The sequence below is a fragment of the Cryocola sp. 340MFSha3.1 genome, assembly GCF_000383315.1.
GTDB lineage: Bacteria > Actinomycetota > Actinomycetes > Actinomycetales > Microbacteriaceae > Leifsonia.
Genome location: NZ_KB911088.1, coordinates 1,212,479 through 1,235,756, shown reverse-complemented (window position 1 = coordinate 1,235,756; position 23,278 = coordinate 1,212,479). Strand labels below are relative to the sequence as shown.

Below are 23,278 nucleotides of genomic sequence, written 5' to 3'. Positions count from 1 at the left end.
CGCCCGGCGGCGGTTCAGTAGTACGCCGAGATGGGCGTGTACCAGCCGTAGCCGTCCGTTCCGCGGGCGAACAGCTGCGCGGTGTAGCCGTACGCGACCAGGGCGGGCGAGTCGGTGAACGTCCCTCCGGTCGGACCGGGGATGGCCTTCCACCCGGACCAGTCGGCGTTCCACCTGTTGAGGTACGCCTTCCCGTCCGCGCCCTTCACGGCGACCAGGTAGACGTTCGCCACCGGGTCGTACGCGGCCGCCGGACTGCCGGTCAGCCCTCCCGCGAGGGCGACGCCCTCGACCACCGTCCACTGCGAGCCGTTGGTGCGACTGTAGGTCTGGTAGAGCTTGTCGTCGGCGCCGCGGGCGAACACATCCACCGACGAGCCGAACACCGTGATCGCCGGCTCTCCGACCAGGGGCACGCCGAACAGGATCTTCTGCGACCCCACCCACTGGCTGGCGAGGGTGCGCACGGAGTGCCAGGTGGTTCCGTCGGTGCTGCGGACGACGACGTGGGAGTCGCCCCACACGGCGTCGAAGGCGACAGCGGGCGGTTCGAGGGCGGTCGGCAGTCCGGGGTCGGTCCAGGGGCCCCAGGTCTTCCCACTGTCCGTGCTGGTGATCGAGTACACACGCGTGTTGCTGGTCAGCGCCCACAACTCGATCCGGCCGCGCGATGCGGTCAGCGCCGGTCGTCCGACGATGGTCGTCCCGGCCGGCGGCGAGATGGTGTTCCAGCCGGTCCAGGTCGTCGCCCGGACCTTCCAGGCGATCGCTCCGCTCGTCGTACGCGCGGCCGCCACGTAGCGGCTCTGCCCGGGATCGAAGCTGACGGCGGGAGCGCTCGCGATCGTTCCGCCGAGGCCCGGGTTCCAGGCGATCTCGGGGAGGTGGTGGTTGCCGCTCAGGTCGAACTTCTCCCACGGGCCGATCGCCGCCCGGTTCGCGAGGAGCACACCGTCGCCCCCGGACTCGGCGACGACATACTTGCCCGTCGCCTTCGAGAGCAGCGCAACCCATCCCTCCGTCGACTCGGTGAGCGTGAACTTCTCACGATCGCCGATGGATCCGGCACTCGCTCGCAGTTCCGTCGAGGTCGCGTCGACCGTCACGAAGCGGCCGGCGCTCCGCGAGCGGAAGGACACCGACCCGAGGTCGTCGTTGTTGAAGACGAGGTCGAACAGCTCGTCGGTACCGACCGTGGTCGCCTTCGGCCACAGCACGTTCGACTCGTAGCTGACCACCGTGACCTGCCGGGAGTTCGCGCGTGCCGACAGCGACACCTCCGCGGTCGGCGCGGGGACGGTGGGCACGGCTGCCGGCGGGTTCTCGGGCAGGATGCGCCACTGCTGATTGGTGCGGTCGCCCGACGTCTTGCACGCCCAGCTGACGATGGCGGTCCCCTCGTCGGTCTTCCCCTCCGCCACGTCGAGGCACTGGCCGCTCCAGCGGACGTTGGTGAACGTCGTCGATCCGTTGGTGTTGGTGGACGGCTTCCACCGCTGCGCCAGGTCGTCCTTGCTGCAGGTGCGCACGAGGGTGGGCGCCGACTCGGCGGATGCGGTCAGGCACTGCAGCTCCTCCGTCCCGGACGTCGAGCGCCAGGAGGTCAGCATCCCGGAGGCCGGATCCGTCGGGGAGGTCGCCCACGCCCAGTTCTGGTTCTCGCCGTTGACGTCGTTGCCGATCACGCCGTTGCCCGCAGTCGCCGTCAGCACCTTGCCGGTGCCGAGCAGTGTGCGCACGCTGACCCGCGGCTCGCGGCCCAGCGCCCCGACGTCGTTGAAGACCTCGTTCTCGGCGGTCGTGCAGGACCAGAGGATCAAGCGGCTTCCGTTTCCGGTGGCGCCGCCGGCCACGTTGATGCACTTGTTCGAGACCGGGTTGTAGATCGTCCCGTCGCCCCGGTGATGCCAGACCTGGAGAGCATCGCCCTGGCGGCAGCGTGCCGTAACGATCGTGCTGTTGTCGGCGACGCCGGAGGCTGCCACGCAGAGCGTCAGGTCCGGGCCGTCCACGTCGCCAGGACCCGTGAGGTCGAACACCGTCATCGATCGGCCCTCGTCGTGGAACCGCACCTTCTGGTTGCTTCCGTTGTTGCAGTCCCAGATCCCCAGCTGCCGGCCGGGCTTCGTGTCGCTGTCGGGCACGTCGATGCAGCGACCGGACTGCTGCCCCACCAGTGGGTATGCCTGCGACCCGGGAACCGCCGGCGACGCGGCCGTCTCGGGATGGGAGATGATCATCCGGGCGTTCTGCGAATCGCAGCCGCCCAGGACCGCGTGGATGCCGAGCACACCGAGGCGCGCGAGCAGGCACTGCCCGTCCTTGTGGTTGCGGAGCGTCGTCGTCCCGTCCGCCTGCTGCTGCACCGACCAGAACAGTCCGGCGCGGTCGCTCCTCTCGTAGCACTGCTGCTCCGTCGCGACCTCATGGCCGTTGTCGGTCGACCATGACGCGAGGCACAGGGCGGACAGCGTGTTCACGATCACGCCCGCCCGTTCGCCGGCCGGCCCGACACCGGCTCGCTCCTGCGGGACGAACGTCCAGCGTGCCGACGTGTCGGTCGCCCGTCGGTTCATGAACAGCGCGCCGCCGGGTTCGCCCCCGCCGTGCAGGGCGAGGCCGGCGTCGATGACGATCGGGGCGTCCGCGGGGAAACCGGGCGTGGCGTTCGGCGCGAGGGAGGCGAGGACGCCGGCGATGTCGTCCGGGTACGGTCCGATGTCCTGGCCTGGGCAGCCGATGTGGCTCATCACCGACCGGCAGCGGTCGTTCACGACCGGGTGGTTGAGGCTCAGCAGGTGCCCGAACTCGTGGATCATCACCGCCGCCTTCTCGAGCTGGGTGAGTCCGTCCATCTGTGCCCGGTACGCGTCGATCCGCCCGGTGTCGTAGGTGCCGGTCCCGGCGGTGCCGCACGCCGAAGCCCCGGCGGACGCGTACGCGTCGCGGCGGCCGGTCGCCGGGTAGACCGTGACGTACGACGTGTTGGCGTGGAAGGTCGCCGGCGGCTCGGCCGACACCTCGAGGGTGATGAGCCCCGGGAGCGCGTCCTCCCAGGCGGCGGCCGCCGCGCGGACGGCCGTCCGGTAGTTCGCGGGAAGTTCCGGGTCGTACGTCACGTGCATCGCCGGGCGCACCGGCTGGGTCGGCGAGCAGCGGGAGTTGCTCACCGCATCCACCCACGCGAGGGCGGGGCGATCGATGGCCAACACACCGGACGTGACGAGCAGGACGACGGCGACGGCCGCAGCGGCCCAGCGCCCGAAGGAATAACGCAACACACCCTTTACGACGCGCCGCTCACCTCGCCCATGACGCCCTCGCGCATCTATACCTCTCCCGCGCCCCTCCCCCGCCGTCGAGTACACGATTTCTGCACGCCGCGGCGGCGTGTCGCGGTAAGGAATCGTGTACTCGACGGTGGGGGCGGGGGTGGGGTTCAGGCGCGGGCGGTGAGGGCGGCGAGGTCGAGGCCGGAGGGGAGCTCGCCGTAGAGGGCGCCGCGCTCGGGGCCGAGCCGGGCGGCGACGAAGGCGTCCGCGACGGCGGCGGGTGCCGTGCGGATGAGCAGGGAGGCCTGCAACGCGACGGCCAGTGCCGCGACGAGCGGGCGCACCGCCGCCTCGGCCGCGGCGGGGTCGTCGGATGCGGACGCCGCTGCCGTCGCCAGGCGCGCCCGCAGGCGGTCGTGGTGTCCGTCGAAGGTGCGGTACACGCCGCGCGCGGCGGCGAGTTCGGCGTCGAACGCCTCCGCCGCTGCGGGCTCCCGACGCAGTGCGCGCAGCACATCTAGGGCGATCACGTTGCCCGAGCCCTCCCAGATCGCCATCACCGGCTGCTCCCGATACCGCCGGGCCAGCGGGAACGCCTCCGTGTACCCGTTGCCGCCCAGGCACTCCAGCGCCTAGTACGCGTGCCCCGGACCGCGCTTGCACACCCAGTATTTGGTGACGGCGGTCGCGAGCCGGCGGAGCGCCACATCCCCCTCCGGCGCATCCGCATCGTGAGCGCGCGCCAGCCGGAGGGACACGGCGGTCGCCGCCTCCGACTCCAGCGCGAGATCGGCGAGCACCGCCGTCATCGCCGGCTGGTCGATCAACCGCCGCCCGAACGCCGCGCGGTGCCGCACGTGCCAGGCCGCCTCGGCGACCGCCTGCCGCATCCCCGCCGCGCTGCCGTAGACGCAGTCGAGACGCGTGCGATTCACCATCTCGAGGATGGTGCGCACGCCCCGGCCCTCCTCCCCCAGCAGGTACCCGACCGTCTCGTCGAACTCGACCTCGGACGACGCGTTCGAACTGTTGCCGAGCTTGTCCTTCAGCCGTTGGATGAGGAACACGTTGCGCGCGCCGTCGTCCAGGACGCGCGGCACGAGGAAGCAGGAGAGCCCGTTCGCGGTCTGCGCGAGCACCAGGAACGCGTCCGACATGGGTGCGGAACAGAACCACTTGTGGCCGGTGAGCAGCCAGCGCCCGTCGCCGTCCGCGAGTGCGCGGGTCGTGTTGGCCCGCACATCCGATCCGCCCTGCTTCTCGGTCATGGCCATCCCGAACAGCGCGGAGGTCTTGCCCGCGAGCAGCCGGCCGTCGTAGTCGCGGCTGAGCAGTCGCGGCATCCACTCGGCGGAGAGGCTCTCGGAGGCGGCGAGCGCGGGGACGGCGGCGTGCGTCATCGAGACCGGGCAGGCGTGGCCCGGCTCGACCTGCGCGAACTGCAGGAAAGCCGCGGCGCGGGCCACGTTCGCCCCCGGACGCGGGTCCGCCCACGCGGAGGTGTGGGCGCCGGCCGCGACCGCAGCGGCGATGACCCGGTGGTAGCCGTCGTCGTACTCGACCTCGTCGATCCGGTTCCCCCAGCGGTCGAAGGCGTGCAGCTCGGGCTCGTGACGGTTGGCGAGCTCAGCATCCCGCTGGAACGCCTCCGAGCCGACCAGGCGGCCGATGTCGCCGAGCGAGGGGATGGCCCAGGCGGCGTCGTAGCGCTCCACGCCTTCCCGGAGCGGCAGGTTCGCCGCGAACTCGTCCACGTCGACGCGCGGCGGCGCCTGGTTCACGACGGTGTGGGTGACCATGGCGGGAGTCTAGCTCCGGTGCCCGCGTGAAGAAGGTCTCAGCGGGGGGCCGGCTGCAGTATCCCGGCGCGGAACTCGGCGTCTTCGTCGAGAAGCGCAGACACCCGCTCCGACCAATCCGGCAGCCGGTTCATGCCCTTGAGGAAACGCTTCGCGACGACGATGCCGCTGTAGACGCTCGACGGTTCGTGGCGAGGTTCTCGCTTCTTCTCTTTCGGAAGCGTCGCGAACATGACGTCGAAGGAGCGATGCCACAACTGCCCATGATGTGCACACACGTTCCGCAGGACAGCAAAGCTGTGGATGCTGGACCCGAACCCTGTGCGCTGCAGACCAGCGGCATCTGCTGTGCGCTGCGCGGCGAGCGGTGGATCCAGATACCACACCATCTTGGCGAGCGCGCCGAAAGTGACCACCTCGATAGCGACCCAGATGGGAACCCGCGAAAGGTCATCCCCCGAGCGGTAACGTGCGACGGTGCGGAGTTGAGGCCGAAGCAGTTCTCGTCTGATCTTTGCGATGTGGCTTCCCAGGTCTCGAGTGCTGTCCAGATAGGCGGCCGACTCGAGATAGAACGCGTGCGAACCGTGCACGCGTCCCGCCTCGTGCGCGAAGCGGGAACGGACTCCGATTTCGATTTCTATCAGCGCTTCCGTCAGCAAGAGCCGGAGGCGGGCATCGCGGTCCATCAGTCCAAGAACGCGCTCCAGCGACGCTCCGGCGTCGTAGTCGTCGTCTCCCCGCGAGGGCGCGACCTGGAACTCTCGCCCATATCCGCTCACGCGGTAGTAATTGAGGCGATGAAGCGCGTGTGCGGCTTGCTGAGCGTCACCCACATCCAGTCCACGCTGATCGAGGAGCTCAACCTGCTCATGGAGGGAGAGGAACGGCTTGTGCACACAATCGATGTTATGAGAATACCGTCGCAAACAGCATCTGGCATAAAAAAGACCCCCCGCATTTGAGGAAGCCGAATGGCTCGAGCCTTGGGGGGGCGCTGATACTGAAACTGTAACAGGTGCCACCGACGGGGCGGGAGTCTAGCTCCGCCCGCCGGGTAGGCTGGAGACCCTCATGGCTCACCTTCTCGGCGCGGAATCCCTTCACCTGGAGTACCCGACGCGCACCGTCTTCGACTCGGTCACGCTGGGGCTCTCCGAGGGCGACCGCGTCGGCGTCGTCGGCCGCAACGGCGACGGCAAGTCCACGCTGCTGCAGCTGCTCGCCGGGCGCATCGAGCCGGACTCGGGCCGGGTGACCCGCCGCCGCGGGGTGACGGTCGGGATGCTCGACCAGCGCGACGAGCTGCCGTCGCAGCTGACGGTCGGGCACGCCATCGTCGGCGACCGGGAGGAGCACCTCTGGGCGGGCGATCCGCGCGTCCGCGACGTGCTGGCCGGGCTCGTCTCCGACATCCGCTGGGAGGCGACGATCGGGGAGCTCTCCGGCGGCCAGCGTCGTCGCGTCGCCCTGGCCGCGCTGCTGGTGCACGACCACGACATCCTCTTCCTCGACGAGCCGACGAACCATCTCGACCTGGAGGGCGTCGCCTGGCTCGCCCAGCACCTGAAGGGTCGCTGGTCGGCGGCGTCCGGCGCGCTCGTCGTCGTGACGCACGACCGGTGGTTCCTCGACGAGGTGTCCACGACGACGTGGGAGGTGCACGACGGCATCGTCGAGCCCTTCGAGGGCGGGTACGCCGCCTACGTCCTGCAGCGCGTCGAGCGCGACCGGATGTCCGCGGTCGCGGAGACGAAGCGGCAGAACCTCATGCGCAAGGAGCTGGCGTGGCTGCGTCGCGGCGCTCCGGCGCGCACCTCGAAGCCGAAGTTCCGGATGGATGCGGCCGCCACGCTGATCGCCGACGAGCCGCCGCCCCGCGACACCGTCGAGCTGACGACGCTGGCCACCTCCCGCCTGGGCAAGGACGTGGTCGACCTGATCGACGTCTCGGTCTCGTACCCGCCGAAGACGGTGCTGCGCGACGTCGAGTGGCGCATCGCCCCCGGCGAGCGCACGGGCATCCTCGGCGTCAACGGAGCGGGCAAGTCGACACTGCTCGGGCTTGTCGCAGGAACCGTGAAGCCGGACTCCGGAACCGTGAAGCGCGGCAAGACGGTGCGCATCGCCACCCTCACCCAGCAGCTCGCCGAGCTCGACGACGTGCAGGACGAGCGGGTCTCGGCGGTCGTCGCGGGCAAGCGGACCACCTACCTCGCCGGCGGCAAGGAGGTCACCCCGGGCCAGCTGCTGGAGCGTCTCGGCTTCTCGAACGCCCAGCTCTCCACCCCGGTGAAGGATCTGTCAGGCGGCCAGAAGCGCCGGTTGCAGCTGCTCCTCATCCTCCTCGACGAGCCGAACGTGCTCATCCTCGACGAGCCGACCAACGACCTCGACACGGACATGCTGGCCGCGATGGAGGACCTCCTCGACTCGTGGCCGGGGACGCTGCTGGTCGTCTCCCACGACCGGTACCTGCTCGAGCGCGTCACCGACCAGCAGTACGCCGTACTCGACGGCCGCCTGCGGCACCTTCCCGGCGGCGTGGACGAGTACCTGCGTCTGCGCCGCGCACAGGGCGCGGTCGGGGCCGCGGATTCCGATGCCGGCCCGGGCACGGCATCCACACCGACGACGCCCGTCACCCCCGCGCTCTCCGGCGCCGCACTCCGCGCCGCCGAGAAGGAGCTGTCGGCGCTCGACCGCCGCCTCGCCAAGGTGGGCGACCAGGTCGCCGCCAAGCATGAGGAGCTGGCGCGGCACGACCAGAGCGACTATCAGGGCCTCGGCCGGCTCACCGACGAGCTCCGGACGCTGGAGGGCGAGATCGCCGACCTGGAGACCCGCTGGCTGGAACTCTCGGAACAGCTGGAGGGCTGACCACGCACGCGCGGCATCCCGCGTCCACTCCCCCGGACTGGGGAACGAACTCGGCCTCTCGCTGTGCGATGATCCTGAGGATCGGTCGCGAAACCCGACCCGACGCGGCCGACGGGGACGGGAGCGCCACGTGACTGACCAGGAACGGGCCGACGAGCGGCCCCTGTTCGGACGGGACCGTGCCCGCGAGACGATGCTCCTGGTCGCGCACCGCGCCAAGGAGCGCGGCGGGGCGGTGCTCGTCACCGGCGAGGCCGGCATGGGCAAGACAGCGCTGCTCGCCGACGTGGCCCAGCGGCTCGACGGCTGGACGGTGCTGCGGGTGCACGCCGACTCGTTCGAGTCCGACCTCGCCTACGCGACCGTGGAGACCCTCGTCCGCGGCCTCAACGCCCAGCGGACCGGCACCAAGCGGGGAACGGATGCCCCCATCCGCCCGCCGTCGCCCGGCGACGACCCGCTGACGGTCGGCCGGCTGCTGCTCGACGCCATCGACGCGATCGACGGGCCGGTGTGCCTCATCGTCGACGACGCGCAGTGGGTGGACGAGCCGTCCGCACGGGCTCTCCGCTTCCTGGTGCGACGGCTCGCGGAGCAGTCGTTCCTGTTCACGGCGGCCGCGCGGCCGCAGCCGAACAGCGTCAGCGGCCTGTTCGACGACCTGGCCTCCACCACCACGAACCACGCCCGCGTCGAGCTCACACCGCTGACCGTCGGCGACACGCAGGAGCTCGCCCGCCACATCCTCGGGCACCCCGTCTCACGCCGCACCGCGACGCGCCTGACCGAGGCGACGCAGGGGTCGCCGCTGCTGCTCAGCGTGCTCCTCGGCCAGCTGCGCGACACCTTCGCCCAGGCGCTGCACCCGGCCGGATGGGACCTCCCGGCCACCGCGATCACGCCGCTCGCCACCGCGATCGCCGCCTCCCTGGAGGGCGCCGAGCCGTCCGTGCGCGCGGCGGCGGAGCTCATCGCGGTGCTCCGCGACCCCCTTCCGCTGCCGGTCGTCGGCACCATCGCGCAGCGCCTCGGAATCGACGTGGATGTGCCCGGTGCGGTCGCCCGCGGGCTCGTCCTCGCCGAGACGCGCGACGGTGTCGTCCGCGTCGAGCCGGCGCACGCCATCCTCGCCGACGCCCTCGCGGGCGAGTTGTCCCTGGAGAGGCGCGTCGCCATCCACCGCGTCGCCTCCGAGGTGCTCTCCGGTCACCGGGCGCTGCGGCACCGGGTGGAGGCCGCCGACCGCGCCGACCCGACCCTGGTCGCCGAGCTGCTCTCCGCCGCGCTGACGGTGTCCGACCTCGGACAGGCGGAGCAGGCCCTCAGCTACGCCCGGTCGGCCGTCGACCTCGCGGACGGCAGCGACGCGGAGCGCGCGCTGCTCGAACTCGGGCTCATCGCCATGCGGTTCCGGATGCACGAGCGCATCCTGGACCTCCGGCCCGCCTTCGAGGCGACGCCGGCGTCGCCCACGCGGGACGCCGTCCTGCTGGAACTGCGGACCCTCTCGCGTGACCTCCCGGGCGCCCTCGCGTTGGCGCTCGAGTTCGAGCAGCGGCCCGCTCTCACCCCGGACGAGCGGGCCCTCCGCTCCCATGTGGCCGAGGCGCTCCCGAAGGTGCTCATGGCGATGGGCGACTTCGCCGGCGTGATCGACCACCTCGACGCCGCACGGGAGCACATCGCCGCCTCCCCCGCTCCGAACGAGGTCGCCGATCCGGCCCTCCGCTGGCTGGCCGCGCCGCAGGACGACCTGACGCGTCTGCTCGGCTGGGCGATCAACTCGGCCGCGCACTCCCGCCGCCCCGACCTGTTCGGTCCGCTGACGGTCGAACTCGACGAGCTGCTCGTCGGGCACGAGTCGCCCGCAGCGGTGGATGCGCTGGTCAGCCGCTCACGCGTGTTCATCCTGAGCGGCGACATCGGCCGCGCACGTGCCGACCTGGCGCGCGCGGCGGACCTGGTGCGGCGCTTCCCCTCCAGCTGGACGGCCGGATTCGCACGCACGATGTACGCGCACATCCTCTTCCTCACCGGGGAATGGGAGGACTCCGTCACCCTCGCGGACACGGCCGTCGCGCTCGCGCTCGACGAGACCGACCTGTCCTGCTGGCCGATCGCCCTGTGGACCTCCGCGCTGGTGCGCGCCGGCCGCGGCGAGGCGGAGGCGGTCGAGGAGCGGCTCCGCGCTGCCGCGCAGGCCGACCCGCGCATCACCGGATCGTACGACGGCGACCTGCCGCATCTCGCGCGTGCGGAGCTCGGGCGCGCCCTGGGCCGGCCCGAGGAGCAACTGGCGGCCGCCGAGCAGGCGGAGGCTGCCGCATCCCGCGGCTCCACGCTCGGCTGGCTGACGTACCGGATCGACGCCCTCGCGGCCCTGGGGCGGCCGGCGGAGGCGCGCGAGGCGTACGAGCGGGCGGCGTCGTCGCCGATGTGGCGGCCGTACTACGGCTCTCTGCGCTGGCTCGAGGGCCGGGTGCTCGAAGCCGAGGGGCGCACCGCCGAGGCGCTCGACGCCTACGAAGACGCGGTCGCCGAGCCCGGCGCGGAGCGCTTCCCCTTCCCCCGCGCGGTGGCTGCCCTGGACGCCGGACGGCTCGCCGCTGCGCAGCCGGGCGCCACGGCCGACGGCAGAGAGCGGGCGCGGGCCCAGCTGGATGCGGCGGCCGAGACGTTCCGCCGCCTCGGTGCAGCGGGATACCTCGCCCGCTGCGTACGTCTGCTCGATGAGACGGCGGTCGCGACCTCGGCCGTCGACCCGCTCGCAACGCTCACGACGCGGGAGCGGCAGGTGGCGCACGCGCTCGCCGCGGGGATGACGAACAAGGAGATCGCGGAGCGCCTCTACGTGTCCGTGACGACCGTCAACTTCCACGTCCGCAACATCCTCTCGAAGCTCGGACTGCGCTCGCGCCGGGACCTCCGCACGCTGTCGCGGAGGAGACCCGTCAAGTCTTGACGGTTTCGCGCTCTGGGCACCGTTCGCGGGCCGAGCGCTGGTTAGGGTGAGAACACCTGGGATGCCCGGCCCGGGACGTGGATACGCTTCAGATTCCGACGAATCGTCTCAACCCGACGCGTGTCGTGGCCGGGCATCCTCGGGCATCGACATCCTCGGGCATCGACACCCTCGGGCATCGACATCCTCGGGCATCCGCCGTCAGTCGCCGAGGATGCGTGCCCCATGCACCGGCCCGGTGGCGCGGACCGCCCTCACCCGGGAAGCGCTGAGCGCGATCTGCAGGTCGATGGCCGAATCGAGATCGGCCGCCAGGAAGGCGACGGTCGGGCCGGATCCGGACACGATTCCGGCCAAAGCCCCGTTCATCTCGCCCAGCTCGATCACGTCGGCGATCTCGGGCACCAGGTGGATGGCCGGAGCCTGCAGGTCGTTCGTCAGAGCCTCCGCGAGCATGGCCGGCTCACCGGCGCGGAGGGCCTGCAGCACGGCGGAGTCGACGGTCGGCGACACCTGGGCCGGGGCGATGTCGGCCGCGTGGCGCTCGCGGTGCCGGTCGAGCTCGCTGTAGACGCGCGGTGTGCTCAGCTCGCCGTCCGGGAGCGCCAGCACCCAGTGGAACTGGCCCGTCGCCAGGGCGGGGCTCAACCGGTCGCCGCGACCGGTGCCGATGGCAGTGCCCCCGACCAGGGCGAAGGGCACGTCAGCGCCCAGCGTCGAGGCGAGCGTCAGGAGCTCTTCCCGCCCGAGCTCCGTGCCCCAGAGCGTGTCGCAGGCGACCAGCGTGGCGGCGGCGTCCGCCGAGCCTCCGCCCATCCCGCCGGCGATGGGAACGTGCTTGTCGATCTCCAGCCGGACGCCGCTGGAGTAACCGGTCCTCTTGGCCAGCAGGCGCGCGGCCTTGATCGCCAGATTGGATTCGTCCCGCGGCAGACCGCTCGTGTCGACGCTGCCGCCGAAGCTCACCGAGAAGTCATCAGCGTGGTACGCGCGGACGTCCTCGTAGAGGGAGACGGCCTGATAGGCGGTCGCGACGTCGTGGTAGCCGTCCTCCATGACGGCGCCGACACGCATGAACACGTTGATCTTGCCCGGGGCGCGAACATGCACGCCGTCGACGTCCCACGCGTCCACCATGTCTCCAACCTACACACACCGGAACGCCCATGCTGGGCACGGCCTGAGCGCCTGTTCGCGCCGCCGCTACTCCGCGCCCGCGGCCGCCAGGCGTGCGAAGTCGGCCAGGGCGAGCTGCTCGCCGCGGAGGGACGGAGAGATGCCCGCCGCCAGCAGAGCCGCCTCCGCCGACGCGGGGTCACCGTAGACCGGGGCGAGGGCCTGGCGGAGCGTCTTGCGGCGCTGCTGGAAGGCGGCATCGACGAGGGCGAAGGTGCGGAGACGGAGCCGCTCGTCGCCCGGCGGGTCGTCACGCCGCTCGAAGGCGACGAGGACCGAGTCGACGTTCGGCACCGGCCAGAAGATCTGGCGGCTGACGGAACCGGCGGTGCGCCAGGTGCCGTACCAGGCGGCCTTGACGCTCGGGGCGCCGTAGACCTTGGATCCGGGCTGCGCGGCGATCCGGTGCCCGACCTCGGCCTGAACCATCACGACGCCGGAGCGGAGACTCGGGAAGTGCTCCAGGAAGTGCAGGAGTACCGGGACCGAGACGTTGTAGGGAAGGTTCGCGACGAGGCGCACAGGATCGACCGGGAGCTCGGTGATGGCGAGGGCATCCCGATGCACCACGGTCAGGTGCGGAGCGGCGTCCGGCGCCAGCTGGGCCACCGTCGTGGGCAGCTGCGCGGCGAGCCGACCGTCGATCTCGACGGCCACCACGTCCGCTCCGGCCTCGAGCAGCCCGAGGGTGAGGGATCCGAGCCCGGGGCCGATCTCCACGACGCTGTCGCCCGCCTGGACCTCGGCGACGCGGACGATCCGGCGGACGGTGTTGGCGTCGATCACGAAGTTCTGGCCGAGCTTCTTCGTCGGGGTGACGTCGAGCAGCTCAGCGAGGTCGCGGATCTCCGCCGGGCCGAGCAGCCGGAGCTCGGTCACGCGATGATCCCGATGGGAGTGGTCGGCGGCGGTCCGACGGGCTCGCTGTCCCACCGGCCGTACACGAGCTCCGTGTTGGAGTTGATCTGCGCGGCGAGGGTCGAGGCGTCCGTTCCCATCACCTCGGCCATCGCCCGGAGGGTGTGCGGGATGAGGTACGGCGCATTCGGGCGGCCGCGGAACGGCATCGGCGTGAGGAAGGGGGCGTCCGTCTCCACCATCACCAGGTGGCGCGGGGCCGCCTCGAGGGCGGCACGGAGGTTGGGCGCGTTCTTGAAGGTGACGTTGCCCGCGAACGACATGTACCAGCCGTTGTCGGCGCAGATGCGGGCCAGCTCGACATCGCCCGAGAAGCAGTGGAACACGGTCCGCTCGGGGGCTCCGACCCGCTTCAGCGTGGCGACGACGGCCGCGTGCGCGTCCCGGTCGTGGATCTGCAGCGCGATGTCGTTCTGCTTCGCGATCTCGATGTGGGCCTCGAATGACCGGAACTGCGCGTCACGCCGGGGCCCCTCCTCCGTGCGGAAGAAGTCGAGTCCGGTCTCGCCGACGGCGCGGACCCGGGGTCGGCCCGCGAGCTCGGCGATCACGGCGAGGGCGTCATCCAGCTCTCCGCGTTCGTCGTAGTCCGGCGCGTCGTTCGGGTGCAGCGCGACGGCGGCCAGCATCCGCGGCTCGACGGCGGCCGTCTCGGCCGACCACCGGGACGTCTCGACGTCGTTGCCCACCTGGACGACCCCGCGCACGCCGACGCTGGACGCGCGGTCCAGCTGCTCGCGGTAGTCGAGCGGCTGCTCGCCGTCGGCGATCTCGAGGTGCGTGTGGTTGTCGTAGACGGGAACGGTCAGCGCCTCGGGCAGCGGAGGGTAGCTGAGGTCGCGGCCGTCGGTGACGTGCCGCTGCCGGACGAACGACGGGTCCGTCATACCGCGGCGACCGCCTCCGCGTCGATCCGCGGGAACAGCGCCTCGAGACCGTTGACCTCCGTGCCTGCCGGCAGCTGACCCCAGTCGCCCGCCGTCCGGAGCGGCTGTGCGTCGAGCGCGCCCAGCTCGCCGGAGACGCCGAGCGACTCCCACAGCTTGCCGGTCGCGACCGGGATCACCGGCGACAGCAGCACGGCGAGGGACCGCAGCCCCTCGGCCGCCGTGTAGAGCACGGTGCCGAGACGCTCGCGCTTGGCCTCATCCTTCGCCAGGGTCCACGGCTCCTGCTCGGTGATGTAGCCGTTGAGCTCGTCGACGATCCGCCAGATCGCCGTCAGGGCGTCGTGGATCGCCAGCCGCGAGATCGCCGCATCGGCGTCGGCCGCCGCGGTGCGGACGACCTCCTGCACGTGCAGGTCGACCTCCTGGTACTCGCCCGCCGGCGGCACGATGCCCTCGAAGTACCGCGTCACCATCGCGATCACGCGCGACGCCAGGTTGCCGAAGCCGTTGGCGAGCTCGGCCTGATACCTGGCCGCCAGATCCTCCCAGCTGAACGAGCCGTCCTGCCCGAAGTTGATGGCGCGCATGAAGTAGTAGCGGAAGGCGTCGGAGCCGAACGTGTCGGTGATCTGCGTCGGCGCGATGCCCGTCAGCTTGGACTTGGACATCTTCTCGCCGCCCACGAGCAGCCAGCCGTGACCGAACACGCGCTTCGGCACCTCGAGGCCGGCTGCCATCAGCATGGCGGGCCAGATGACCGCGTGGAACCGCAGGATGTCTTTGCCGACCAGATGATTGGCGGGCCAGCGACGGGCGAACTCCTCGTCGTCCTGCCCGTAGCCGACGGCGGTGATGTAGTTGAGCAGCGCGTCGAACCACACGTAGACGACGTGGGACTCGTCCCACGGCACCTTGATGCCCCAGTCGAAGCTCGAGCGCGAGATGGACAGGTCGCTCAGCCCCTGACGCACGAAGCTGACCACCTCGTTGCGGGCCGACTCGGGCTGCACGAAGTCCGGGCGCTCCTCGTAGAGCGACAGCAGACGGTCGGCGAACTGGCTCATCCGGAAGAAGTAGTTCTTCTCCTGCAGCAGTTCCAGTGGCTTCGAGTGGATGGCGCAGACCTTCTGGCCCTCGTACTCCCCCGTGCCGTCGACGATCTCGCTCTGCGGCTTGAACTCCTCGCAGCCCACGCAGTACAGCGCCTCGTACTCGCCGGCGTAGATGTAACCGTCGTCGTAGAGCTTCTGCAGGAACTTCTGGACGTTGACCTCGTGCCGCTCGTCGGTGGTGCGGATGAAGTCGTCGTTGGCGATGTCGACGGTGTCGAGCAGCGGCAGCCACTCCTCGGTGACCAGCTTGTCGGCCCACTGCTTCGGCGTGGTGCCGTTGGCGGTCGCCGTGCGCAGGATCTTCTGCCCGTGCTCGTCGGTGCCGGTGAGCAGCCAGGTGTCGTCGCCGGCCTGGCGGTGCCAGCGGGCGAGGACGTCGGCCGCGACCTCCGTGTAGGCATGCCCGATGTGCGGGACATCATTCACGTAGAAGATCGGCGTGGTGATGTAGAAGGAAGAGCCGTCGGACATGGTGACTATCCTACGGGCGCTGGAGCACGCGATCCGGTGTGTTACTCCGCCTGTGGAGAACGGGATGTGCTGTGGACGGACTCGTCAGCCGCGCCGTTCGAGGGCGGCCTGGTAGAGGTCGCGCTTCCCGAGGCCCGTCGCCTCGGCGACCTCGGCCGCCGCATCCTTCAGCCGCGTGCCCGAGGCGACCAGCGCGAGCACCTGCTGCACCGCCGCTTCGGGGTCGGCCGCCCGCGCCGGAGCGCCGGCGACCACCACGACGATCTCCCCGCGCACGCCCTCGGCCGCCCAGGCGGCCAGTTCCGCCGCGGTGCCTCGACGCACCTCTTCGTAGAGCTTCGTCAGCTCGCGGCAGACGACGACGCGGCGGTCGGCGCCGAGCGCCGTCGCGATGTCGCCGAGGGAGGCGGCGAGCCGGTTCGGCGACTCGAAGAACACCATGGTCCGCTGCTCGGCGGCGACAGCCCGCAGGGTGGACAGCCGCTCGCCCTGCTTGCGCGGGAGGAAGCCCTCGAAGGTGAAGCGGTCGGTCGGGAGGCCGGAGACGGCGAGCGCGGTCAGCACGGCCGACGGCCCGGGCAGCGCCGTCACGCCCACCCCCGCCGCCGCGGCCGCCTCGACCAGGTGGAATCCGGGGTCGGACACCGTGGGCATCCCGGCGTCGGAGAGCAGCACCACATCCTGATCGCGCGCCAGCTCCACGAGCTCGGCCGCCCGATCCCGCTCGTTGTGGTCGTGCAGGGCGATCAGCCGGGGGCGGTTCTCGACGCCGAGGCCGGCCAGCAGCCGCTGGGCGACCCGGGTGTCCTCCGCCGCGACCACCGTCGCGGCGGACAGCACCTCCACCAGCCGCCGCGACGCGTCGCCGAGATTGCCGATCGGAGTCGCGGCGAGGATGATCATGACTTCTAGTGTGGCAGTCGAAAGTTGTCTGTCCGTCGAAAGGCGACACCGAGCCTCCGCCCCTAGCATGGCTGGGTGACCTCTGCTCCTCCGACCGACCTCCCGGCCGCGCACGTCGCCGCGGTCCCCGTCGGCACGCGCCTCGACGACTGGTGGGCGCGCGTCCTCGGAACGCCGGGCCGCCTGCGGCTGTGGATGTGGGGCGCGCCCGTCGCGGTGACCCTGCTCGCCGCCGTGCTGCGGCTGTGGAACCTGGGCCAGCCGCACGCGCTCGTCTTCGACGAGACCTTCTACGTGAAGGACTCCTGGAGCATATGGAACCTCGGCTACGAGGGCAGCTGGCCCGACAAGGCCGACGCGCGATTCGCCGCGGGCCAGACGCAGATCTTCGACGCGGATCCGTCGTTCGTCGCGCATCCACCCCTCGGCAAGTGGCTGATCGGGCTCGGGATGGCGGCCACCGGCCCCGCGAACTCGTTCGGCTGGCGGGTGTCCACCGCGATCGCCGGGACGATCGCCGTGCTGCTCGTCTTCCTCATCGCGCGCACCCTGTTCCGCTCGACGATGCTCGCCACGATCGCCGGCTTCCTCTTCGCGATCGACGGTCACGCCATCGTGATGAGCCGCGTCGCGCTCCTCGACAACTTCGTGATGTTCTTCGCGCTGCTGGCGTTCTGCTGCATCCTGCTCGACCGGCGCTGGGCGGCCGATCGGCTGGCTGCCAAGGTCGCGGCCGCCCGGTCGGCGGGTCGCGATCCGGCGTGGGGGCCCGTGCTGTGGTGGCGTCCCTGGCTGATCGCTGCGGGCATCCTCTGCGGGCTGTGCGCCGGGGTCAAGTGGACCGGTTTCTACTTCCTCGCCTTCTTCGCCGTGTACACGGTCGTGGTGGATGCGGTGGCACGCCGCCGAGAGAGGCTGCCGTTCTACGCGAGCGGCGCCCTGCTCAAGCAGGCGCCGGCGACCTTCGTACTGATGGTCCCGCTCGCGTTCGTCGCCTACGTCGCGACGTGGACCGGCTGGATCCTGTCGAGCAACGGCTACTACCGCCACTGGGCGGAGGCCGCGCACGCGCAGTGGACGGGCGCCTTCAGCTGGGTGCCGCTCTGGGTGCAGAACCTCTGGTACTACCAGACGCAGATGTACAACTACAGCATCAACCTGCACACCCCGCACCCCTACCAGTCGAACCCGCTGACGTGGACGCTGATGCTGCGGCCGACGAGCATGTACTACGTCGGCACGACGAAGGGGCAGGACGGCTGCCAGTGGGACTCCTGCTCTGCGGCGATCACCTCGCTCGGTAACCCGCTCATCTGGTGGGCGGGAACGGCCGCCATCCTCTTCCTGGTCTACTGGTTGATCCGCTACCGCGACTGGAGGATCGGCCTCATCCTCACCGGGCTGGCGGCGGGCTACCTGCCGTGGTGGCTCTACATGGGCCGGACGATCTTCACCTTCTACTCGATCGCCTTCGAGCCGTACCTCATCCTCGCCCTTGCGGCGGCCATCGCGATCGTGCTCGGGAAACGCACCGATCCGGAGCCGCGACGGCGCCGCGGCATCCTCTGGACCGGCGTCTTCCTGGCCGCCTGCACCCTGGTGAGCGCGTTCTTCTGGCCGATCTGGACGGGCCAGCAGGTGCCGTTCTGGTTCTGGCAGATCCACATGTGGCTGCCCAGCTGGGTGTAGCGCATGGGTCGGCTGGACGCTCCATCCGGTGCCCTATCCGGTGTCGGAGGCCGGTGGTAGACCGAGTGGTATGACCGATGCGGAACAGCCCCTCGACCTCGTCCCCCTTCCCGGAAGCGAACGGCCGGAACGTCCCGGCTTCCGCGCGCACGGCGGCCTCGCGCCCGACTCCCGGGTGGATGCGACGCTCGTCCTGCGCCGCCGCGCCGAACTCCCGCAGAGCGCCTTCGCCGAGCCGCTGAGCCGCGACGAGCTCGCGGAACGCTACGGCGCGTCCCCGGAAGACGTCGAGTTGGTCCGCAGCACGCTCGAAGGGCTCGGGCTGACCGTCGACGAAGTAGATGCGGGCGCGCGTCGTGTCCGCGTCTCCGGCCCCGTGCAGACCGTCGCCCGGGTGTTCGGCACCGACCTGGCCGAGTCGAGCGCCGACGACGCGGGCGAGGGTGCGACCGTCTACCGGCAGCGGACAGGCGGGCTCAGCATCCCGGCCGCGCTCGCCGGCGTGGTGACCGCCGTCCTCGGTCTCGACGACCGGCCCCAGGCACGGGCCCAGTACCGCTACGTCCCCGCGGCCGCGGTCAACACGAGCTACACACCGCCGCAGCTCGGCACGGTCTACGCGTTCCCCGACGGCACCGACGGGAGCGGGCAGACCATCGCGATCATCGAACTCGGCGGCGGCTACGTGCAGGAGGACCTCGACACCTACTTCGCCGGCCTCGGCATCCCGACGCCCAGCGTGCGCGCGGTCGGCGTCGACGGCGGCTCGAACGCACCGGACGGCAACCCGAATGGCGCCGACGGCGAGGTCATGCTCGACATCGAGGTGGCCGGCGCGCTGGCCCCGAAGGCCGAGATCGTCGTCTACTTCGCGCCCAACACCGACGCCGGCTTCCTGGATGCCGTGACCACCGCCGCGCACGCCGACCCGACCCCCGCGGCGATCAGCATCAGCTGGGGTCAGTCGGAGGACGGTTGGACGGCGCAGGCGCGCACCGCGTTCGATGAGGCGCTGCAGGACGCCGCCGCCCTCGGTGTGACGACCACCGCTGCCGCGGGCGACGACGGGAGCAGCGACCGGGTCGGCGACGGCCGTCCGCACGTCGACTTCCCCGCCTCCTCGCCGCACGCGCTCGCCTGCGGAGGCACGCGGCTCGAGGCGGACACCTCGACCGGCACGGTGCGCTCGGAGATCGTCTGGAACAACGGCACGGGCGGCGGTGCGACCGGCGGCGGCGTCAGCGCCGTGTTCCCGCTGCCGTCGTGGCAGGCGGGAGTCGGGGTGCCGTCGGGTGCAGACGGGACCGACGCGGGAGGCTCGGCCAACGGCCCGGGCGGGCGCGGGGTGCCCGACGTCTCGGCGGTCGCGGACCCGCAGACCGGATACCGCATCCGCGTCGACGGTCAGGACACCGTGATCGGCGGCACCAGCGCAGTCGCCCCGCTGTGGGCGGCGCTCGTGGCGCGGCTGGCGCAGTCCACGGGCAAGCCCCTCGGGCTCCTCCAGCCTCGGCTGTACGACTCGGTTCCCGCCGGGGAGGTGGCGGACGGGTTCCGCGACATCACGACCGGCGACAACGGCGCTTATCGGGCGACGCCCGGGTGGGACGCGTGCACGGGTCTGGGCGTGCCGGACGGGACGCGACTGCTGTCGTCGCTCTGACCGGCACGGACGCGCGGCCGATGGGTCGCAACACGCCGTTATGCGGCGCGCATAACGGCGTGTTGCGACCCACGCTGCGGACGCGCGCGACGTGTGCGCGGCACGGACGGGCGAGCCGGGCCGACAGAATGGATCGGTGAGCACTCCGTTGGTGACCGCCCGTCCGCTGCCCTGGCTTCCGGGCCTCGTGGTGTGCGCCGTGGCGGCGGCCGTCGCGTGGGGAATCCACTGGCTGGCGCCCGCCGTGCCGCTGCTGACCGCGGCCGTCGTGCTCGGGATCGTGGTGGGCCAGCTCCCCGTCGCCCGGCCGGCCGTGACCGGACGACTCGCACCGGGACTGTCCGTCAGCGCCAAACGCCTGATGCGCATCGGCGTCGTGCTGCTCGGCCTGAAACTCAGCCTCGGCGACATCGCCGGCCTCGGCTGGGTGGCCATCCTGACCACCGTCGGCGTCGTGCTGCTCAGCTTCGCGGGCACCTTCTGGATCGGTCGGCTGATGCGCCTCCCCGGCCATCAGCCGCTCCTGATCGCTACCGGCTTCTCGATCTGCGGCGCATCCGCGATCGGTGCGATGAGCGGTGTCGTGAAACCGAAAGACGAGGAGGCCGCGACTCCGGTCGCCTTGGTGACGCTGTGCGGCACGCTCGCGATCTTCGTCCTGCCGCTGTTCTGGCATCCCCTGGGATTGGATGCGCAGCAGTTCGGCCACTGGGTCGGCGCCGGCGTCCACGACGTCGGGCAGGTCGTCGCGACCGCGCAGCTCGCGGGCGCCGCCGCTCTCGCCGTCGCGGTCGTCGTCAAGCTCACCCGCGTGCTGATGCTCGCCCCGATCGTGGCGGTCGCCGCGGTCGTGGAGCGTCGCCGCCACGTCGCCGGCGACCCGGGCGTGAAGCGCCCGCCCATCGTCCCGCTCTTCGTCGCCGGGTTCCTGCTGGCCGTCCTGGTGCGGACGTTCGTGCCGCTCCCGTCCGCCGTGACGGACGGCGCCGACACCCTGCAGACCGTGCTGCTCGCCATGGCGCTGTTCGGCCTCGGCACCGCCGTCCGCCTCCGCACCCTGGTCGGCACCGGCTGGCGCGCCCTCGTCACCGGGCTCGTCTCGTGGCTGCTGATCGCCGTGCTCGCGCTGGCCGCCGTCTGGGTGTCGACGGCCGCCTGAGCCGCGCTCAGTCGACCAGTTTCAGTCCGATGACACAGCCCACCAGGCCGACGATCAGCAGCGCCTTGACGAGGGAGAACCCGTCACCGCCGAACGTCATCGCGTAGAGCACGGTCAGCGCCGCGCCGATGCCGACCCAGACCGCATAGGCGGTCCCGGTGGGGATCTCCCGCATCGCGAAGGCCAGTCCGGCCATGGATGCGAGAAGCGCTCCGACGAAGACCACGGACGGCCACAGCCGCGAGAGCCCCTCCGAGCGGCCGAGCGCGGTCGCCCAGACGGCTTCGAGCACGCCGGAGAGAATGAGAACGATCCAGGACACGATCCGACTCCTTGGCCAGTCTTGTCGCTCACCGGGTACTGAACCGTCGTCCGGGGCCCTCCGCGGGCCTCGCACCAGGGTAGCAAACCGGGTTGCGGCGTGTTACGACGCCCGCCGGAGAGCGTCGGCGGCGTCGGGTAGCGTGAGGCCATGGCAGATCGCGAATACGGTTTCCGCACGCGGGCGATCCACGCGGGCAACATCCCCGACCCGGTGACGGGAGCGCGCGCGCTGCCGATCTACCAGACCAGCGCGTTCGTGTTCGACGACACGGCGGATGCCGCGGCGCGCTTCGCCCTGCAGAAGTACGGCAACATATACTCGCGTCTCGCCAACCCGACCGTGGCCTCGTTCGAAGAGCGGGTCGCCAGCCTCGAAGGCGGCCTGGGCGCCGTGGCGACGGCCTCCGGCCTCAGCGCGCAGTACATCACCTTCGCGTCGCTGGTCGGTGCGGGCGACCACATCGTCGCGTCCGCGAACCTCTACGGCGGATCGATCACCCAGCTGGATGTGACCCTCCGGCGCTTCGGCGTCGAGACCACCTTCGTGCAGAGCGCCGATCCCGCGGACTACGCCGCCGCGATCACGGACCGCACCAAGCTCGTCTTCGCTGAGACCATCGCCAACCCCTCCGGCGAGATCGCCGACATCGAAGGGCTGGCGGAGGTCGCCCACGCGGCCGGCATCCCGCTCGCCATCGACTCCACGATCGCGACCCCGTACCTCAACCGGCCGTTCGAGTGGGGAGCCGACATCGTCATCCACTCGGCCACCAAGTTCCTCGGCGGCCACGGCACGACCCTCGGCGGCGTGGTGGTCGAGAGCGGACGCTTCGACTGGCACTCCTCGAAGTTCCCCCTGTTCGGCGAGCCGGTGCCCTCGTACGGCGGGCTGCAGTGGTCGGGTAACTTCGGCGAGTACGCGTTCCTCACGCGGCTGCGCGCGGAGCAGTTGCGCGACATCGGCCCGGTGCTCGCACCGCACTCGGCCTTCCTGCTGGCGCAGGGCGTCGAGACGCTGCCGTACCGCATCCAGGCGCACGTCGACAACGCTCGCGCAGTGGCCGAATGGCTGGACGCCGACCCGCGCATCGAGAAGGTGTTCTGGGCCGGACTGCCCGAGCACCCGCACCACGAACGCGCGCTCAAGTACCTGCCGAAGGGGCCGGGCAGCGTGTTCAGCTTCGTCGTGAAGGGCGGTCGGGAGGTCGGCCAGAAGTTCATCGAGTCGGTGAACCTCGCCAGCCACCTCGCCAACATCGGCGACGCGAAGACGCTGGTGATCCATCCCGCGTCGACCACCCACGCGCAGCTGACCGAGCAGCAGCTGCTCGACGCGGGTGTGCTGCCGGGCGTCGTGCGCATCAGCGTCGGGATCGAAGACGTCGACGACATCATCTACGATCTCGATCAGGCGCTCACGATCGCCGTCGAGGAGGCGAACGCAGCATGACGACTGCCACCGAACCCACCACCGAGTCCACCGCGGAGTCCACGACCGAGGTCCAGCTCGCGAACGGGCTGAGCTGCGCGCTGCCGTCCGACTCCCCGCTCGCCAAGCTGCTCAAGTCGCAGCGCACCTGGGTGGGGCCGGACGCGAAGGAGCGCCTGAAGATCCTGCGTGGCGCGAAGTCCGTCGCGATCGTCGGCGCGTCGCCCAACCCGGCCCGCTCCTCCTACTTCGTCGGCACGTACCTGCAGCAGTCGAGCGACTACCGGCTGTACTTCGTCAACCCGAACGCCGACACCATCCTGGGCCAGAAGGCCTACCCCGACCTCGCGTCGCTGCCCGAAGTGCCGGACATCGTGGATGTGTTCCGCAAGCCCGCCGACATCCCCGCGGTCATCGATGAGGCGCTCGCGATCGGCGCTCCGACCGTGTGGGTGCAGCTGGGGATCTGGAACCAGGAGGCCGCCGAGTACGGCGAGTCGAAGGGGCTGACGGTCGTCATGGACCGCTGCATGAAGATCGAGCACGCCCGCTTCCACGGCGGACTGCACCTGCTCGGCTTCGACACCGGCCAGATCACCGCGCGTAAGACGCTCCGCTAGACCCGTCCCCT

Annotated in this window: 15 protein-coding genes, 2 pseudogenes and 1 riboswitch; of the genes and pseudogenes, 8 read left to right on the top strand and 9 right to left on the bottom strand. The window is 71.1% G+C overall.

Annotation, left to right across the window (positions count from 1 at the left end):
• Window positions 1-14: 14 nt before the first annotated feature.
• The 3 genes and pseudogenes from H284_RS0116980 to H284_RS0116970 form a co-directional block, all read right to left on the bottom strand.
• Window positions 15-3,281 (bottom strand): ricin-type beta-trefoil lectin domain protein, encoded by a 3,267-nt coding sequence (locus H284_RS0116980; RefSeq protein WP_020077171.1) that lies wholly within the window; start codon window positions 3,279-3,281, stop codon window positions 15-17.
• A 158-nt stretch (window positions 3,282-3,439) separates the two neighbouring features.
• Window positions 3,440-5,071: pseudogene (locus tag H284_RS20375) on the bottom strand (acyl-CoA dehydrogenase family protein).
• Between the two features lie 38 nt (window positions 5,072-5,109).
• Complete coding sequence (locus H284_RS0116970; RefSeq protein WP_020077168.1) at window positions 5,110-5,970, bottom strand: Abi family protein; 861 nt, start codon at window positions 5,968-5,970, stop codon at window positions 5,110-5,112.
• Window positions 5,971-6,145: 175 nt separating this feature from the next.
• Between H284_RS0116970 and H284_RS21325 the strand changes: the two are divergent.
• The 3 genes and pseudogenes from H284_RS21325 to H284_RS0116960 all read left to right on the top strand — a co-directional run.
• Window positions 6,146-6,614 (top strand): annotated as a pseudogene (locus H284_RS21325) (ATP-binding cassette domain-containing protein); the annotation flags it as partial.
• Window positions 6,615-6,805: 191 nt separating this feature from the next.
• Window positions 6,806-7,951 carry an ABC-F family ATP-binding cassette domain-containing protein gene (locus H284_RS21320; RefSeq protein ID WP_502685492.1) on the top strand — a complete coding sequence of 382 codons (1,146 nt, stop codon included), beginning with the start codon at window positions 6,806-6,808 and terminating at the stop codon, window positions 7,949-7,951.
• Window positions 7,952-8,081: 130 nt separating this feature from the next.
• The gene (locus tag H284_RS0116960) at window positions 8,082-10,913 is read left to right on the top strand and encodes a helix-turn-helix transcriptional regulator (RefSeq protein WP_020077166.1); all 2,832 of its coding nucleotides are present in this window, start codon (window positions 8,082-8,084) and stop codon (window positions 10,911-10,913) included.
• 201 nt (window positions 10,914-11,114) lie between these two features.
• Here the strand turns inward: H284_RS0116960 and H284_RS0116955 are convergent, their stop codons facing one another.
• From H284_RS0116955 to rsmI, 5 genes are all read right to left on the bottom strand, one after another.
• Window positions 11,115-12,050 (bottom strand): 4-(cytidine 5'-diphospho)-2-C-methyl-D-erythritol kinase, encoded by a 936-nt coding sequence (locus H284_RS0116955; protein ID WP_018191631.1) that lies wholly within the window; start codon window positions 12,048-12,050, stop codon window positions 11,115-11,117.
• Between the two features lie 66 nt (window positions 12,051-12,116).
• Window positions 12,117-12,968 (bottom strand): 16S rRNA (adenine(1518)-N(6)/adenine(1519)-N(6))-dimethyltransferase RsmA, encoded by an 852-nt coding sequence (gene rsmA / locus H284_RS0116950; RefSeq protein WP_020077165.1) that lies wholly within the window; start codon window positions 12,966-12,968, stop codon window positions 12,117-12,119.
• The gene (locus tag H284_RS0116945) at window positions 12,965-13,894 is read right to left on the bottom strand and encodes a TatD family hydrolase (protein WP_018191633.1); all 930 of its coding nucleotides are present in this window, start codon (window positions 13,892-13,894) and stop codon (window positions 12,965-12,967) included. The genes rsmA and H284_RS0116945 overlap by 4 nt, the downstream gene beginning before the upstream one ends.
• Window positions 13,891-15,480, bottom strand: coding sequence for a methionine--tRNA ligase (gene metG, locus H284_RS0116940; RefSeq protein ID WP_020077164.1), 1,590 nt, complete (start codon window positions 15,478-15,480; stop codon window positions 13,891-13,893). Before metG ends, H284_RS0116945 begins: the two co-directional genes overlap by 4 nt.
• Window positions 15,481-15,564: 84 nt before the next feature.
• Window positions 15,565-16,383, bottom strand: coding sequence for a 16S rRNA (cytidine(1402)-2'-O)-methyltransferase (gene rsmI, locus H284_RS0116935; protein ID WP_020077163.1), 819 nt, complete (start codon window positions 16,381-16,383; stop codon window positions 15,565-15,567).
• A gap of 75 nt (window positions 16,384-16,458) precedes the next feature.
• Between rsmI and H284_RS0116930 the strand changes: the two genes are divergently transcribed.
• The 3 genes from H284_RS0116930 (at window position 16,459) to H284_RS0116920 (ending at window position 20,894) form a co-directional block, all read left to right on the top strand.
• Entirely contained in the window at window positions 16,459-18,072 is a 1,614-nt protein-coding gene (locus tag H284_RS0116930) for a dolichyl-phosphate-mannose--protein mannosyltransferase (RefSeq protein ID WP_020077162.1), read from the top strand.
• A 70-nt stretch (window positions 18,073-18,142) separates the two neighbouring features.
• The gene (locus H284_RS0116925) at window positions 18,143-19,735 is read left to right on the top strand and encodes a S53 family peptidase (protein ID WP_020077161.1); all 1,593 of its coding nucleotides are present in this window, start codon (window positions 18,143-18,145) and stop codon (window positions 19,733-19,735) included.
• A gap of 136 nt (window positions 19,736-19,871) precedes the next feature.
• A complete protein-coding gene (locus H284_RS0116920) occupies window positions 19,872-20,894 on the top strand; it encodes a YeiH family protein (RefSeq protein ID WP_155885512.1) in 1,023 nt (340 codons plus the stop codon).
• A 7-nt stretch (window positions 20,895-20,901) separates the two neighbouring features.
• On the opposite strand, the gene H284_RS0116915 is transcribed toward H284_RS0116920, so the two are convergent.
• Complete coding sequence (locus H284_RS0116915) at window positions 20,902-21,216, bottom strand: DMT family transporter (RefSeq protein WP_020077159.1); 315 nt, start codon at window positions 21,214-21,216, stop codon at window positions 20,902-20,904.
• Window positions 21,217-21,226: 10 nt separating this feature from the next.
• Window positions 21,227-21,290, bottom strand: a riboswitch (guanidine-III (ykkC-III) riboswitch).
• A 76-nt stretch (window positions 21,291-21,366) separates the two neighbouring features.
• On the opposite strand from H284_RS0116915, the gene H284_RS0116910 reads away from it, so the two are divergent.
• Both H284_RS0116910 and H284_RS0116905 read left to right on the top strand, forming a co-directional pair.
• A complete protein-coding gene (locus tag H284_RS0116910; RefSeq protein WP_018191640.1) occupies window positions 21,367-22,668 on the top strand; it encodes an O-acetylhomoserine aminocarboxypropyltransferase/cysteine synthase family protein in 1,302 nt (433 codons plus the stop codon).
• Window positions 22,665-23,267 carry a CoA-binding protein gene (locus H284_RS0116905; protein ID WP_018191641.1) on the top strand — a complete coding sequence of 201 codons (603 nt, stop codon included), beginning with the start codon at window positions 22,665-22,667 and terminating at the stop codon, window positions 23,265-23,267. The genes H284_RS0116910 and H284_RS0116905 overlap by 4 nt, the downstream gene beginning before the upstream one ends.
• The last annotated feature ends 11 nt before the right edge of the window (window positions 23,268-23,278 follow it).